Below are 16585 nucleotides of genomic sequence, written 5' to 3'. Positions count from 1 at the left end.
TTTTGCGTCAGCGCTCGGTGAAGGCCTCGGAGCGCGCGCGCAGGAACGGCTTGAACAAATAGCTCAACACGCTTTTCTTTCCCGTTATGACCTCGACATCACAGATCATGCCCGGCGTGATCGGGAGGCGCCGGCGCCCGCTCTTGAGATAGGAAAGATCGGTCTCGACGACGACGGTGAAATAGGCCTCTTTCGCTGCTTCGTCATAAATGCTGTCGGGCGAAATCTGGACGACTTTACCCGAGAGCCCGCCGTATATGGCAAAATCATAGGCCGTGACCTTGACGTTGGCCCGGTCACCGACCTTGATGAAGGCAATATCGCGCGGTGCTACCCGGGCCTCGACGAGCAGCTTGTCGCCGATCGGAACGACCTGCATGATCTTCTGGCCCGCCTGGACGAAGCCGCCCTCGGTGGTGACCTGGACGTCATTCACGATTCCGTTCGCCGGCGAGCGGATTTCGCTGCGCTGGCGGCGTCCGGCAGCGCCGCGGAGCGATTCCGAATTCACCGCCATTTTCGCCATCAACTGACTGCGCTCGTCGAGCGCTTCCTGGCGAAACTGATTTCCCGCCTCGGAAACTTGCGCCATCGCTTCGTTGATCGCCGCTGCCGCGCGCGATGCGCTCTGCTCGGCTGCGGCAAGCTTGCCCCTGATTTCGGTGGCCTCGCGCTTTGCACTGAGGAGTTCGGTTTGGGGCACGATCGACTTGGCCGCGAGCGGCTCGAGCATGTCGACCTGGCTTTGCGCAAGGCCAAGGCTCGATTTCAGGGACGCGATCGTCGCCTGGGCTTCGGTATAGTCGCGCCGGCGCTGCTCTACGGCCGACGCAAGCGCGAGCTTGCGGCTTCGCTGCGTCGCAGCGCGCGCCGACTGAAGCGCCGCTTCCTGGTTGCAATCGGCGACCGATTTGCCGCTCACGCTGCCGCACCCGTCGCTTTCGCCTCCCGCTCCTTCGCGCCCGAGGCGCGCGGCACGCGCCGCGAGAGAGCGATTTTCCGCTTCAATCTGACCAAGCTGCGAAGAGGATTCGGTGTCGTCGAGGCGAACGAGAAGCTGACCTTTGCGGACCGGTTGGCCCGCTCGCACGACGATGTCGAGGATCGTCGCTGGCTCGGACGACTGGACGATCTGTGCCTTGCTGGACGGGATCACGCGGCCCTGCCCGCGTGTGACTTCATCGACCTTCGCGAAGCTTGCCCAACTGGTGAAAACAAAAAGCGCGACGCCCGCTGACAGGATGATGCGGCGTGTCCCTGCATAAGGGCGCGATCTGATCATGAACCATTCCCCGTACCATTGATCTCATATTCGCCGGCTTGCTGCGACGCCATCATGCGCGATGCGCGGCTGCTTTCCTCGACCGGCGGCAGTGCAAGCTCCCAGCCCTTGGCGGCGTCGATGCGCCCGCCATCATCATTGTCTGCGCGGCGATCCTGCAGCGCGCGCATCCCGTCCTCCGACGAAGCCTTCACGAGACCGCCTGCGTCGGCGCCGGACTTCCGCACCGAACTGCGCGGAAGGATCGCCGGGATGGCCTCCATCCCGCTATACTGGCCGGAAAAAGCGCCGGGCATGCCCCAGCGGCCGGGCCAGCGATAGAAGATGTGAGCGCCGATCTGCGTGATCTTGACCAGCTTCGGTGCCCAATAGGGCGACACATAGTTGGCGTGATAATGGGTCGAATATCCGACCGCGGTATCGACATAGCCGTTGAGCGCGGCGATCGCGACATCCTCGGCTTCCTTCCACGCACGCGGGTTGGGCTTGCGGTTGAGCGATCCGTCGCATGTGAAGCTGAATTGGCAAACGGGCCGGTTCACGCCCTGATACACGACACCGCACACCGATTTCGGGAACGCCGGGTGCGCGGCGCGGTTGAGCACAACCTGCGCGACCGCGCGGCGCCCCGCAATCGGTTCAAACCCGGCTTCAAAATAGACCGCCTGCGTCAGACAGCGAAGCGCGGTGAGCTTGGCCACTTCGCCAAGATTGGGCGGCGCAAACGGCCGCGCCGAAGCGACGGGACCATGGGTGAAGGGAATGGCCTCGTTCAGCTGGATCGCCTTTTCGGGCGCATAAGCGGGAAGCTCGGCATTGTCGCCGGTGATTTCGATGAGTTCCTTCATCTGCGCATCGGGGACGAAGGGCGCGGACGAGGCCTGCTCCGAATAATCATGATCTTCGGCGCCGAAGAGATCGAGAACCTGTCCCCATATCGTTTCCGACGTGAGCAGCGACACCAGCACGGCAATGCCAACGAGCCACAGCGCGGTACGGCGATGATCCTCGCGCGGCGCCGGGCGATAGGATCTGGCGGCTGCGACGTTCATGCCATCGTCCGATGGGCAAGAATTTCGTCGCGCGGCCCGTCGGCGACGATGCGCCCATTATCCATCACGATCAGGCGGTCGACGAGGCCGAGGACCGCCATACGGTGCGTCGCGACGATCAGCGTGCCCGATGCAGGAAGAGCCGAGCGCAGCCGCTCGACGAAAAGCTGTTCGGTCTGGCTGTCCATCGCTCCCGTCGGCTCGTCGAGAAACAGAAGATGCGCCGGCGTCATCAGCGCGCGGGCAAGAACCAGAAAGCTTCGTTGCCCCCCCGACAGCCGCGCGCCACGTTCGCCGATGTGAAAATCGAAACCGGTCGCATCGCGGCCCAGGAAGACGTCGGCGCCCGAACGCTGGACGGCGTCGATCACGTCGGCATCGCTCACATCGCTCGCGCCAACGAGCAGATTCTCGCGCACGGTGCCGCTGAACAGCTCGGCATCCTGCCCGACGAAGCGGAGCGTCGAACGCAGGTCATGCGGATCATATTGGCGGCTTTCGAGCCCGTCGATGCGATAGCTGCCGGCGGCCGGGTCATAGAGACCGCAAAGGAGGCGGCCAAGCGTCGACTTGCCCGAAGCAACGCGGCCGATCAGGCCCACCCGCTCACCCGGCGCGATGACGAGATTGATGTCGGCGAGCGACTCGCGGTCTGTATCGGGGTAGCGAAACCCCACTTGCTCGAGCTGCAACGCACCTTGGCGAACCTCGGGCGCGATCGAATGTGCGCCTTTGTCGCGTTCATCGTCCTGGTCCATCAGGAGCTGCAGACTGTTCAACGTCACGAAGGCCTGGCGGCCGCGCGTCATCAGGAAGGCGAGCTGGCCGACGGGCGCAAGCGAACGGCTCGCAAGCATCACCACCGCAATGATCGCGCCCATGGAGATCGAGCCGGCATTGAAAAGGTAGAAACCGCCCATGATCAGCGCGATGCTCGTGCCCTGCTGACACAGCGTGGCGAGGTTGACCGCAGTTGCCGTCAACTTGCGCATTTCTTCCTGCGTATAGGCATTCGATGCTGACAGCCGCCGCCACTTGCCGAGCATCCGGCCTTCGGCGCGGCAAGCCTTCACCGTTTCCAGGCTACCGATCGATTCGATAAGTGTCGTCTGGAGCAGGCTTGCGTCGATCTGGGCGTCCGACACCGCAGCGGTCATCCGGCGTTGAAGACGCCAGCCGAGAACGAGCATGATCGCGGCCGCGATGATCGGGATGACCGCCAGCCAGCCGCCGATGACGCCGATCAGGCCGACGAAGACGAACAGGAACAGAATGTCTGTTACGAGCACGACGGTCGTCGACGCGAAGAAGTCGCGAACCTGCTCATATTCGGTAACGCGCCGCGCAAGCGCGCCCGTGCTCCCGCGCTGCGTCGCCAGCGGCAGGTTCAGCACCTTGTCGAGCAGGCGCTGCGATAGCCGCGCATCGATCCCGCGCCCGACCTCGTCGATCAGTCCGGTTCGCGCAAGCCGCAGCGAATATTCGACGGCAATCGCGAACACCGCCCCCAGCGCCATGACCCACAGGCTCGACGCAGCCTTGTTGGGAATGATGCGGTCGTAAACGTTCATCGTGAACAACGGCATCGCGAAGGCGAGAAGATTGATCAGCAGCGAAGCGAACATGACCCACGCATAGGGGCCGCGCTCCTTGCGGACCTCGCTCCAGAACCAGTGGCGCTGCGGCGCTTCGTCCCACGGACGCTCGCGCGCGGCTTCGCTTTCGGGATCGTGACGCACGATGACGCCGGTGCCCGAATAGGCCGATTCGAGATGACCGCGCTCGATTTCGATATCGCGGCTGCCCGCCGGCAGGCGCACGGTGCAATGCTCGGCATCGATGCTCGTCACGATGACCGGACGGTCGTCGGTCAGAAACAGGATCGCCGGCACATCCTGGTCGTTCCAGCCCGCAAGCGAGCGGCGAACAAGGTGACAGCGCAGCCCGACCGCTTCGAGTGCATGGTCGAGCTGATCTACCGGAAGATGACCATCCTCGTCGAGAGCGAGGCCCTTTTTGACCCGCGCTTCGGAAAAGGGACGCTCGAACATTTCTGCGATCCGCGCCACCGCGCCGAGCAGTTCGTCGCCGGGTGCCGGATCGGCCGTCCAGGCCTCGAAGCTCGCGGTCGGCGGCTGCGCGCGACGCGAGCGGAGAGGATGCGATGGAAAATTCATGAAGGTTCCCGGATCGATTCCGGGTTCATCTCGGGCGTGGGTTTGACATTGAAACGCTCGCGGGAATTCGCCGTTGCGGCCTTCGGCGGCGTCACCTCCATCGCGTACAGCAGGTCGTTCAACGCAGCGAGCAGTTTGAATTCCGCATAGAATTGCGCGAATTTCGCTGTCTCGGTACGCACCTGCACATTGTAGCGCGTGTTCTGCGCATCGAGGACATCGAGCAGTGAGCGACGCCCGACGTTGAACTGGGCCTGGTAGGACCGCAGCAGCTCGTTCGAGACGCGGCTCTGCTCTTCAAGTTCCTTGACCAGCCTGCCCTGCGCATCCCAGGTGTTCCAGGCGATCCGGACATCCTCTTCGGCTTCGCGGGTCATCTGATCGAGCCGGAAACGAGCTTCGCGCTCGCGGCGATTCATCTCCTGGACTTTCGAGCGTTTTGCGCCGCCGTTGAAGACGTCCCAGCGCATGACGACGCCCGCTTGCAGGTCGTTCGTCTGGCCCTTGAAGCCATCGATATCGTCACCGATCCGCGCATTGCCCTCAAGCGACACCGTCGGCACCATCTCGGCCTTGGCCTTGGACACCAGCGCGTGCGCGGCATCGAGATCGGCCTCTGCCTCCCGAATGCGCGGATTGCGTTCGCGGGCGCGCGCCAGCGCTTCCTCTAGCGTCGCCGGAATGGCGCTCGCCAGCGAGGGGGGCAGCGCTGCGCCGTCCACCAGGTCCAGACCCGTCAACGTCCGGAACGAGGCCGACGTGTTGACAAGATCGAGATTGGCCTCGGTCAGGCGCGATTGCGCAGCCTGTTGACGCTCCTCGGCCTGTTGCTGATCGGCGATACTGAGCGAACCCTTCGCGACACCCTCACGCAGATCGGTGACAAGCTTGCTGTGAAAACCGATGTTGTCTTCCGACGCCGCAACGATCCGCTGCTGAAGCAGATAGTCGAGATACTGACGGGTCACCTGAAGCGCGATGAACTGCGAGCGCTCTTCAACGCGGAAAGCGGCGCCATCGGTGCGCGCGGCCTGCCGTTTCACTTCCTGCCGCTTCACGCCTCCGTCGAAGAGCGTCTGCTCGAGCCTCAGCGCAGCTTCGACCGGAAAGAGCTTGTCGTCCGCGATCCCGAGGGACCGGCGCGTGCCGTTTTCAAGACGGCGAACGCCCGCCGATCCTTCAACCGATACACGCGGCATGAACAGGCGCTGCGCCTGCTCGCGTTCAAACTCGATCGCTGTTCGGTTCTCGACCGCCTGGTTGATCTCGGGGTTTGTCTGCATCGCACTTTCGACCGCCGACTTGAGCTCGAGGCGCTGCGCTCCGGCAGGGCGGGCAATCACGACGAGCGCCGCCGCGCTCAGCAACAGGATTGCGGTACGCTTCTTCGACATCTTCTACCCCCTGCTTCTTCTTCATTCGCCGGCTAGCGGCGCGTTTTCAGGCGTGGCCAGCGGCAGCCGCCTGCTCGAGCTGTGCCGCGACATGCTGATCGGCGAGACCGATCATGAAGGCATGCCCCATTGGGCCGCTCATCTCCCCGAAAGCTCCGCTTCCGGCGTCTCCCAAAAGGGCAATCTGCGGCAGCGGCCGCGCCTCGGGCTGCGGCCCCAGCAATGCATCCAGGTCGACTTCGGGACCTTGGAGCGCTGCGGTTGCAAGCGACGAAACATGGACGGTCCCGACAGCCGAATCTGCCGTCCGCGTATCCGCCGGATCGGGAGCCGCCTGCTCGGGCAACACCATCTGGACCTGATCAACGCTGTGAGCGTCGCCCAGCGCTGGCGCAGGTGTCTGGGCGGGATCCTTGTTGTCAGCATCGGCGAGGCTGACCAGCGACCGGTCGGAATCCGGGGCCTCGAGACCGCTTGCATGATCGGTGACAGAGCGTTCGTCATGGAAGCGACCATGCTCATCGCTATTTTCGGAAATCCGAGCTTCGGCGGGGCTGGTCCAAAGCTCGTGGGTCAGCACGCTCGCACGATCCGATTGATGGATATCAGACGCAGGATGCGTTTCGGCCGTCGCCGTCATCGCAGCGGCGAAGACCGGCACTTCCTTTGCCGGCGACGGGCTGACCGGCTCGGCGGCGAGCGGCGCCGCGATCAGCCCCGCGGCCAGCATCGCCGCCGAAAGGCCCGTCGATCCCGCTGCGGCCGCCGCTCTCTGCTGCTCGGACGCGAAGTTGGTCGCAAAGGCCGCGTCGGCGAGCTTTCCCGTGCTGCCGTCGGCGCGGGTATAGATGGCCTCGCCCCGCACCTGCACCTCGCCATTCGCGGCGGTGTAAGCCTTGCCGTCCGAGACCAGAGCGATACTGACGATGCCTTCGTCGATGAGCGAGCGGAACTCGCCGGGATCGGTCACCCCGTTGCCGTTCGCATCGTGCCAGATGCCGAACTTCGCAAAATCCTTGTCCGATGCGTCGAGCTTGCCATCGCCATTGCTGTCATAGGCAGCGGCCAAGCCCTGCAGATCAGTGACGCCGGGCTTGCCGAACACAAGCTCGGTCCCGTAGCACATTGGGAAGCAGCCTTTCGAAGGGCCGCGATGCCTTGATGGAGACAAGGGCGCGTAGCGCCCGCCGGCTTCATCAAGGCAGTCATGACCAGCCAGCAGGTCTCTAAAGAGATGTTGTCGACACAACCCTTTGGAGGCTGACCGATCATGACCAAGTTTCATTCTACTCCACCCGACGCCGTGCTGGTAGCTATCGATATGTCCAAGCATCGCCAGGAGGTTCTTCTCGAACGACCGGAGGGCGGCCGCCGGCGCCGCATGACCGTAATGGCGACGAAGGCGGACTATGACCGGCTGGCGGACGATCTGACGACCATCGGTAGGCCCGTGATCGTCGGCTTTGAAGCAACCGGCAACTATCACCGCACGTTGGCGCATCGATTGCTGTCCGCCGGGTGCGAACTGCGCCTGATTTCGTCGGTCGCCTTGGCCCGGACACGCGAAGCGCTGCACAATGGCTGGGACAAGAATGATTCCAAGGACGCGCAAGTCATCCTGCACATGCTGAAGATCGGCGCGACCCAGCGCTATGTCGATCCGCTGGCGGCAGGGATCAACGATCTGCAGGAGATGTCGAAGACGCATGAAGCCATATCGAAGGCGAAGACCCAGACCTGGCATCGGATCCTCACGCATTATCTGCCACTGTATTTTCCGGAGATCGAGCGTTTCGCCGGCAACAGCCGGTCCGACTGGTTCCTGGCGTTGATCGAACGCTTCCCGACGCCGGGCAGCATCACCTCGATCGGACGCGAGGCGTTCACCGAACAGGCCTGGCCGCTGATCGGTCGCAAGGTCTCCAAGGCCCGGGTGGTCAACGATATTTACGAGACCGCCTGTGCATCGATCGCGCTGCCGATCGACGAAGATTCCACGGCGGTCACAATGTTCCGCATGGTCATCTCCCAGGCGCGCACCCTGATTCAGCAGCGTAACGAGATCGAGCGGATCGCCCATGACGCGCTGGCGACGAACAGCGATTATCAGCTCCTGCGCATGATCCCCGGTATCGGTCCGATCAACGCTCTGACGATCCTGGCCGAGGCCGGCGATCTACGCCGGTTCAGCCACCATCGCCAGTTCCTCAAGTTCTGCGGCCTCGACCTCGCTACCTACCAGTCAGGGATATTTCGGGGGCGGACGAAGCTATCAAAGTACGGCAATGCCCGGCTGCGACGCACCTTCTGGATGGCCACGCAGGTCGCGATCCGACAACCCAACAACAGCTTCCGTGACAAGCTCTCCCGCTATGTCGATGGCCATGCCGACGACCCCGATCGCCGCCGCAAGGCGATGACCGCTCTCACCGCCAAGATGGCGCGCGTCGTGCACGCCGTCATCAAGACGGGAACCGAGTACCGCCCGTTCGTCGAACGGGCGGACACCAGATGGAAGGACCCCTCTCTGCTGTGCCGTGAGGGCGCTACGGCGACCCTGTAGATAATGTTCGGGCCTTCCATCTGGCATGCGTATCTCATCTTAAGGACGGTGAGGACCACGATCCCGATGATCGATGGATCCTATGTTTGCTATGGCCGAGAGCGCCTTCCTTGACGATGGAAGCCATCTGGATCATAAAATCATCAGCGCCGATCACATTCGGCGCAACGAGATCTGCTGGCCTGTTCCCGCCGCTGCTTCCCAACATAGGACGTTGTCGATCCTGCCGTTGCCGTTCTTGTCGAAGGCAAGGAGGCCGTCGTCGCGCCCCACCCAGGCGGTGGTTTCCGCGACTCCATCGCCGTCGTAATCGAAGCGAACGCCGGCAGCGCCGGAAACGAATTCGACGCCGTCGCCGTCGAGATCGACCGCGATCGGTGGCGCGAGCGCCGTGATCGTCACCGACAGGTTCGCGCTCGCGGTATCCCCGTCGCGGTCGGTGAGGACATAGGTGAAGACCTCGGTCGCCGTGACTGTAATCGGCGTCGGCGGCTGATAGCTATATTGCCCCGTCGCAAAGTTCAGCGTCAGCGTCCCGGCCATCGGTGTGCCAATCGCGCTCAGCATCGAGCCCGAGATCGTGCCGCCGCTCGATACCGCGATGGTCGAGGCGCCATCCCAGCTGTACGTTGTGCCGCCGATCGTGATCGACAGGATGCGGCCGCCATCGGCACCAAAACCATCATTGGCATCAAGGTCGCCCGTTACCGCCGAGGGCACGATGACCGACAACAAGGTCGAAACCAGGTCCTGGAAATCGTCGACGAGGATCGGCTGGTTATTGGGGGCGTCGTTCAGATCGACGTCGCGCAGCCGCTGGATGTTGAGCGGCTGGAGCGGGTTGTTGTCGATGCCGATTGCGGTGACATTGATGTGATTATTGTCGACGAAGCTGTTCCATGCGCTCGCAGTGGCCGCCGCGAGCGAGTTCACGACCGCCGGCGGAGTACCGCCAAATTGAACCTGCTGGTTGGGGTTGCCGTCGCTCAGGAAAAAGACCTGGTTGCTTGCGCCCGCGATGGCGTGGAAGTTGGCGAGCGCGGTCTGGATCGCACCGGTGTAGTTGGTATTGAGGCCGATCTGCTCGGCCGACGGCCTCTCTCCGTCGGCAAGCGGGTTCAGCGAATTCAGATACTCATTGGCGTCGGCCGCACTCGCAAAGGTGGGCGAAGCGAAGGAGCCCGACGAAAAGATCACGAACCGGATCACCATCGCGCCGGTGCCGACCGCATCGAGTTGCGCAAGCGCGCCCTGGACGGCGCCGATCATCGTATTGAGCTCGCCGTTGTCGATGCTGTCGCTGAAATCCAGGATGAAGAGCGTGTTCACGTCCTGCGCAGGCTGTGTGGACGAACCGGTCTCGCCCACTGCGTTCGGCGCATCATCCTCTATGACGACCTGAATCGCGGCGGCGTTCGTCGTCGTTACCGACCCATCGAATACCGATACCGGAACGGTAAAGTTCTTGAGGTCTTCCAGCGCGACGGTCGGGTGGTCGACCGCGTGCGACAGCTTGACCGTGTAGGCGCCATTGGATGACAGCGTAACGCGGATGACTTCGCTGCCGCCAGCCGAGCCGATGAGCGTCCCGGTCCCCACACCGGTCCAAGTGACCGGCACGCCGCCCGCCGAAAGAGCCGCGCTCGGGGCGCCCAGCGTGACGGTCAGCGTCTCGCCCGCATCGGCGTCGGCGATCGCAAGCGTTCCCGACGCCACGGCGCTGTTTGTTGTGTCGAGCGTTGCGTTGGGCGCCGCGTCGGGCAGCCCGCCGGTCAAGCCCTCTTCCGAAACGCGCGCGATCGCCGTTCCGACCGTGGGCGCGTCATTGGTACCGAACACGGTGATCGCGAGCGTCGAAGAAACGGACAGCGATCCGTCGCTAATCGTATAGGCGAAGCTGTCGACAAGCGTCTCACCGCTATCGAGCGCGTTGACCGCGGGCTTGTCCTCGTCGAGCGTGTAGGTGTAGCCGCCGTCGGCCGCGATAACGAGCGTCCCGTACAGGCCGACATAGGTCCCGGCAGAAACGACGGTGATCGCCTCCAGATCGGGATCATTGTCGGCAGCGTCGGCGAAGACGCCCATCGGCGCGCCGGGGTGCGCGATGTCCTGAAGGACGTTGCCACTCGCGCTCGGATCGGTCCCGCTCGCTCCATCGAGAACCCAGTTGGTATCGGCGCGCGCGATCGGAAAATCATTGGCGCCGGTGATGACGATCCGGATCGTCGCGGTCGAGGTATCGCCGTCGCCGTCGCTCACGCGGTACTGGAATGTCTCGATGAGCGTCTCGTTTGCGCCAAGCGCGATGACCGCGGGGTCGGACGGATCGAGCAGATACCGATAGGTGCCGTCGGCCGCGAGCGTGATCGACCCATATTCGCCGGCCAGCGCCGCACCGAGCGATCCTGCAGTTGTGCCGAACTGGACGCCCACGACCTGCAGATGACCGTCAGCGCCAGCGCGGTCAGCGGAGCCGTCCATGCCGTTGTCGTCGATGCCGCCCGAGCCTGTCAGCACATTGCCGTCGGCAAAACTTTGTGCATCGCGCGCGACATTGTCTTCGTCGCTGACGGCGACGGGCGCGTCGTCGCGGATTGCGAAATGCCCGGTAATGTCGGCAGTCGCCGTTGCCGTGTCGCCGTCGCCGTCGGTCACGGTCGCCGTCAGGGTCACGAGATTGGAGCCGCTGAGGAACAGGATCTGGTCGGGCCCGGTGTCTGGATTATGGATCACGGCGCGCGACTGGTCGAAGGTTACGGTACCTCCCGGCGCGACCGAGATGCGGAAGACTTCCTGCGAACCCGCGCGCCCAAAGATCACCCCGCCCTCGATCGAAAGCACGACCTGCGCGCCCGACAGCGCGTCGATGAGCCCGCTTGGCCCGGCCTTCACGCCCAAAGTAAAGACTGTGCTTCCCGGGCCATCGGCGCCAAAATCGCTCGTCAGCGTGAAAAGTCCCGACAGATTCTCGCTCGCTTTGACCGAGAAATCGCTTTCGTCGACGACCAGATTCGGCGCGGTGCCGGCGGCGGTGACCGACGGGCCGTCATCGGCGAATCTGATATTGCCGCCCAGATCCAATACGGCGGTGTCGGAGATGCTGTCGCCGTCGCGGTCGGTGATCGTTGCCGTCCCGCGAAGTTCCACGAGATTGGCGCCAAGCTCGACGAGCTGCGCGACAAAGTTGGCGGACGAGCCCGGTAACGGATGGTCGATCTCGGCGAACTGCGTCAGCGTGACGACCCCGGTCGCCGCATTGACCGCGATCGAAAAGATTGGCGTGCCGCCCGCGCTGCCCACGATCTCTCCCGAGACGAGGGCCAGTGTGACCGGCACGCCGTTGCTGGTCATAGCGGGGGTCGCTCCCGCCGTGCCCAAAGCAAGCGAATATGCCCAGCTGACCTGTCCCGTTCCCTGCGGACCGTCCGCACCGAAATGCAAGTCCGAGGCGGAAAAGGCCGAGGCAAAATTGGCGGTCGCAGCGTCGAAGGCCGCGCCGCGCGTATCGCCATCCTGCGTCGTGAGGAGGATGGTGTTGGCGTCGGTGCTCGACGCATGAAGAGACGGCCCGTCATCCTTGAAGACGAGAGCGTTGCCTATCGAGATCGTGGCCGATGCCGTGTCGCCGTCACCGTCAGTTACGGTCGCGGTCAGGCGGATCAGCGTCGCCGAAAGCGACACGCTGTCGTCGGGACTACTGTGATCGGCATGTTTGACGGCGCGCATCTGGTCGAGCGTGGCCGTTCCGTCGGGTGCAACGGTCAGCCGGAAAGCAACCGTCGTGGGCACATCCAGAAGGCGACCCTCGACGACGTTGCCGATCGTTTGCAAGATGATCTTCGAGCCCGTCGCGACGTCAGTGAGTCCCGACGCGGTGGTGACGGTAAAGCTATAGGCCGTGCTGCTTCCAGCCTGGTCGGCGCCGAGGATCGTGTTGAACAGGGTACGGAAATCGGCGGTCGCGTTGACGGCAAGGTTCGTCTCGTCGACCACCAATATCCCCGCAGCCGAACCGCCGGCGCTGATCGAGGGGACATCGTCCGAGACCGAGACATTGACGGTTCCCGATGCCGTGTCGCCGTCGGCGTCGGTCGCGACAATCGAGATCGAACCGAGATCGACTAGGTCGTCGATCGCGGTATCGGGATGAAGTCCGTAATTCGACTGCAGCGTCGCAGTGACCGTCGCTGTATTTCCAGAGACGATGAGTTCGAGCACGATCACGGGGTCGAGGTCGGCGTTGAGTCCGATGATGCGGAATTCGGATTCGATTTGCCAGGTCAGCCCGCCATCAAGCAGCGATGTGTCGCCAAAACCGATCGAGACGATGGCATCCGAGCCTTGCGCAAAGCTGATCGTGCCGCTCGCCGCGACGGCCTGCACCGTGGGCGTCGATCCGCTTTCCAGGCGCTGGTCGTCGACGACCAGCGTGATCGGAGCGCCTGCCGTCGGATCGGCACCGTCGGCGACGCGGATCTGCTGCAGCGCCGCCGACTTGTCGCCGTCACCGTCGGTGATCGTATAGGTGAAATCGGCAGGGATCGGGAAAGCGCTGGTCCGGACAACCGGATCGAAGCTCCACGCGCCGCTCGCCTCGAACGTATAGGTTCCGTTCGCGTTGGTATAGTTCGTCTCACCCGACGCCGCGACCGCGATCGTAACGCCGCCGATGGTGACCGAAGTCAGGGTGGCGCCATCGGCGCCCTGGGCATCGTTTTCCAGCACGTCGCCGGTAATCGGCGCCGCATCTTCGGCGACGGTGATCAATGCCTCGGACATCGCATGCGGGACGTCGTCGAGAATCTGAACATCGAGGCTGGCGGTTGCGACGGTCCCGTCGCTGTCGATGATCACCACGGCAAACGCCTCGCCGAGAGCTGCATTCGCCGCGCCGGTATGGAGCAGGCTGTTGCCGGTGAGTTCGTAGCTGTAGCTGATGGTCCCACTGACCAGTTCGCCGCTCGTGTCATAGACGCCGTCGAAATCGGTGATCGTCAGGACGCCGAGCGCCGTCGTGATGGTCAGCCCGGCGACGATGTTGCCGTCGAACAGAGTCTCTCCTGCGATCGTGATCGCAGAAACGCCATCGGCGGCGTCGAACGCGAAGTGACCGCTCTTGACGAGCGCGTCGGCGTCGGGCGCCGATCCATACGGCAGGTTGGCCTCGGACAGCATGAGTTCGGCGCCAGCCGCGGAAAGCCCCGAGATGGCAACGCTGTCGTTGCGACCGTGGATCGTTACCGTCAGCGTCGCTGTCGCTTCATCACCGTCCCCGTCGGTGACGACATATTCGAATGTCTCGGTGAGTTCATCGTCACCGTCGAGACCTTTGACATCGATATTGTCGGGATCGACGACATAGCGATAGCTGCCGTCCGCCGCGAGTTCGAGGCGGCCATAAGCGCCCTCGGTGATCCCGCCGACCTCTCCGCTCGCGCCTTCGAACGACACCGCGCTGACGCTCGCGCCATCGGCGCCCTGGATGTCCGCCGCGCCATCGCTGCCATTGGTGTCGGTGCCGCCCGATCCGGTGAGGACATTTCCGTCGGCGCCGCCGACGTCGCCGACCTTCAGACTGTCGACATCGTCGATCGCGGTCGGGACATCGTCGACGATCGCGATGCTGAGCGTGCCGGTCGCGCTGTCGCCGTCGGCATCGGTGACGATTATGCCGAAGGTTTCGGCAGCATCGTCGCTGGTGGCCGCGTCGCTGAGCGTATAGTTGTAGCCGATCGCGGTGCTGCTGACGCTGGTGATCGTCAGTGTGCCGTAAGTTCCGGCGATGGTCTGGCCGACCGCGGTAATCTCGGCGCCGCCGATCGAGACCTTGCCGGGCCCGTCGAGGATCGAGAATGTAAACGAGCCGCTGGTCGTCGCCGTCCCGCTCGCCGGATCCGAACCGAAGGGCAGGCCCGCTTCGGCCACGGTTTGACCGCCCGATCCGCCGGCCGGAGTGAGCGTCACACCATTGTCGCCGATCGAAATCGTCAGCGTGGTACTCGCGGTATCGCCATCGCCGTCGGTCAGTTGATAGGTGAACACATCCGAGACGCCGCCGGGCGTGCCTGCGTTCCTGGTATAGCTGTAGCTGCCGTTGGCGTTCAGCGTGAGGATGCCATAGAGCCCCGCGACCGGAACGCCTGCCGCGGCGGATCCGCCGGCGCCCGATACCAGAGTGACGGCGGCCCCATCGGCGCCGGTCAGGTCCGCTCCACCGTCATTCTCGGAGTCGGTGATGACGTTGCCGGTAGCGGGACCAAAGGTCCCGGCGGGCACGCGATCGATATCGGCAAAGACGATCGGCGCATCGTCGACGATGTCGATGTTGAAGCTGGCCGAGCTGGTGTCTCCGTCGGCATCCGTGACGGTCACGTTGATCGGCTGCGCGGTCGGGCCGCCAATCAGGTTGGTCGCGAGAACGAACGCATATTCGATCGAATCGGAATTGATTGTGATCACATAGAAGGTGCCGGTCGGAAACTCGATCGTCTGCCCTTCTTCAGTGACGCGCACACCGTTGATCGTGATGACGGCAGGTCCGTCGGGCGCCTTGAACTCGATGACCCCGGCAGTCACGTCCGAACTGTCGCCCGCACGCGAACCGAGCGCGCCCCCGCCGTCGCGTTCGGAGAGCCCCGCTTCGAAGACCTGCGTCCCCTCCCCGCCGGCCGCGGGCGGCGTGATGGTGACCGCGGCGTCGCCGATCCTGACGGTCAGCGTTGCGGTCGAGGTGTCGCCGTCGGCATCGGTGATGCGATAGGTGAAGGTGTCGGAGACGCCGCCCGGCGTTCCCGGGTTGCGCAGATACACATAGCTGCCGTCGGCGCTGATCAGGATGCGGCCGTATTGCCCGGCGATCGGAACGCCGGCGCGCGTGAATTCGGCGCCTTCGTCGACCCGGATGCCCGTCACCAGCGCGCCATCGGCGCCCGGCGTATCGGCTCCGGCAGCGCCGGTGGTGGTGCCGATACCCGTGATCACATTACCGATCTGCGGCGTATAAGTGCCCGATACGACATCGTCGATATCGGCGCGCGCCGTCGGCGCGTCGTCGGCGATGGTGAGCGTCAGCGTCGCGGTGGATACATCGCCGTCGGCATCGGTAACGATGATCGTCACGACGTCCTTTGCATCAGGATTGATGCTGTTGTCGGTGAGCGTGTAGCTGTAGCCGATCGCGCTGGGCCCGATGCTCGTGATCGTCAGCACACCGAGCGGCGTCGTGATCGTCTGCCCCACGGCGGTGACAGCGGTGCCCCCGACCGATACCACAAAGGGCCCATCGAGCGCGGTGATCTCGATCGTGCCGGTGATCGTTTCTCCGGAGGATGCCGCATCCGAGCCTGCCGGCTCCGTTCCGCGCTGGGGAAGCGCCACCTCGGCCACGGTCGCGGTGGCCGAGGTGGCACCCGCCGGCTGATCGGGGGTCGTGATCAGGATTTCCGGCTTATTGTCGACGGCATTGGGAATGAGCTCGCGCTCTTCCGGCTCCGTCAGCAGAAATTCGGTCGAAGGCAGCAGATCGCCGAGCGCAAAGGACTTGCCGATGTCGCCGGGGGTCTGTTCAAAATTACCGCCCGAGCTTTGCAGCGCGCCTGCAGCAGGCTCGGGTTCCTGGCCTGCGATAAGCGCGGCGACGGTTGGCCCTGGAATGTTGATCGGGCCGATCTTGATCTGCGGAATATGGAGGGCGCCGCCCACAATGAGGAGAATCTGGCCGTCGGGCAACGTTACGATCAGGTCATTCCCGGAAAGCTTGATCGCATCAAGGCGTGTCCCGGGCGGCAACTGGATGACGCCATCCACGGGCAGGACTCGCTGTGCGCTTGCGGCGAGTAGAAGCGCCGCTGCCGCAGCGGTCGGCACGCTGGCAGGTACGGGCGCAGGAGCCGCAGCCGTTTCGGCCGCTTCGGAAGACTCCTGATTTCGATGTAAATCCATCGCCCTTAAGGCCCCCCCTTGCACGTCACACACTCTGCCGCAGCCTTTGCGGGCAAAGCCGCCAGGCCATGACAAACGCCTCCGTCCCCGGGCGAAACCCAGCCCGGGACTGCGCTATCCACTGTTGTGATTATGCTAGGATCTCGTGGGCGACCCGTGCCTACGCCTCATCACTC

Annotated in this window: 6 protein-coding genes and 1 pseudogene; 1 reads left to right on the top strand and 6 read right to left on the bottom strand. The window is 63.9% G+C overall.

The window, feature by feature from the left end; all coding sequences use genetic code 11:
• Positions 1 to 7: 7 nt before the first annotated feature.
• The 5 genes from ACO055_RS19570 to ACO055_RS19550 all read right to left on the bottom strand — a co-directional run bounded on the left by ACO055_RS19570 (position 8) and on the right by ACO055_RS19550 (position 7031).
• A complete protein-coding gene (locus ACO055_RS19570; protein WP_422060516.1) occupies positions 8 to 1282 on the bottom strand; it encodes an HlyD family type I secretion periplasmic adaptor subunit in 1275 nt (424 codons plus the stop codon).
• Positions 1279 to 2334 carry a cell wall hydrolase gene (locus ACO055_RS19565; RefSeq protein WP_422060515.1) on the bottom strand — a complete coding sequence of 352 codons (1056 nt, stop codon included), beginning with the start codon at positions 2332 to 2334 and terminating at the stop codon, positions 1279 to 1281. Before ACO055_RS19565 ends, ACO055_RS19570 begins: the two co-directional genes overlap by 4 nt.
• Entirely contained in the window at positions 2331 to 4511 is a 2181-nt protein-coding gene (locus ACO055_RS19560) for a type I secretion system permease/ATPase (RefSeq protein WP_422060514.1), read from the bottom strand. Before ACO055_RS19560 ends, ACO055_RS19565 begins: the two co-directional genes overlap by 4 nt.
• Positions 4508 to 5878, bottom strand: coding sequence for a TolC family outer membrane protein (locus ACO055_RS19555; protein WP_422060513.1), 1371 nt, complete (start codon positions 5876 to 5878; stop codon positions 4508 to 4510). The genes ACO055_RS19560 and ACO055_RS19555 overlap by 4 nt, the downstream gene beginning before the upstream one ends.
• 73 nt (positions 5879 to 5951) lie before the next feature.
• Positions 5952 to 7031: a hypothetical protein gene (locus ACO055_RS19550; RefSeq protein WP_422060512.1), complete on the bottom strand. Its 1080-nt coding sequence runs from the start codon at positions 7029 to 7031 to the stop codon at positions 5952 to 5954.
• A 144-nt stretch (positions 7032 to 7175) separates the two neighbouring features.
• Between ACO055_RS19550 and ACO055_RS19545 the strand changes: the two are divergent.
• Positions 7176 to 8472, top strand: a pseudogene (locus ACO055_RS19545) (IS110 family transposase).
• A 149-nt stretch (positions 8473 to 8621) separates the two neighbouring features.
• On the opposite strand, the gene ACO055_RS19540 reads toward ACO055_RS19545, so the two are convergent.
• Positions 8622 to 16409: a DUF5801 repeats-in-toxin domain-containing protein gene (locus ACO055_RS19540; RefSeq protein WP_422060511.1), complete on the bottom strand. Its 7788-nt coding sequence runs from the start codon at positions 16407 to 16409 to the stop codon at positions 8622 to 8624.
• Between the last annotated feature and the right edge of the window lie 176 nt (positions 16410 to 16585).

Origin of the sequence: Sphingopyxis sp. (assembly GCF_965227415.1) — a bacterium.
In the GTDB taxonomy this organism is placed as follows: Bacteria; Pseudomonadota; Alphaproteobacteria; order Sphingomonadales; family Sphingomonadaceae; genus Sphingopyxis.
The sequence above is the reverse complement of the archived record's forward strand: the minus strand, read 5'-3'. Positions and strand labels throughout refer to the sequence as shown.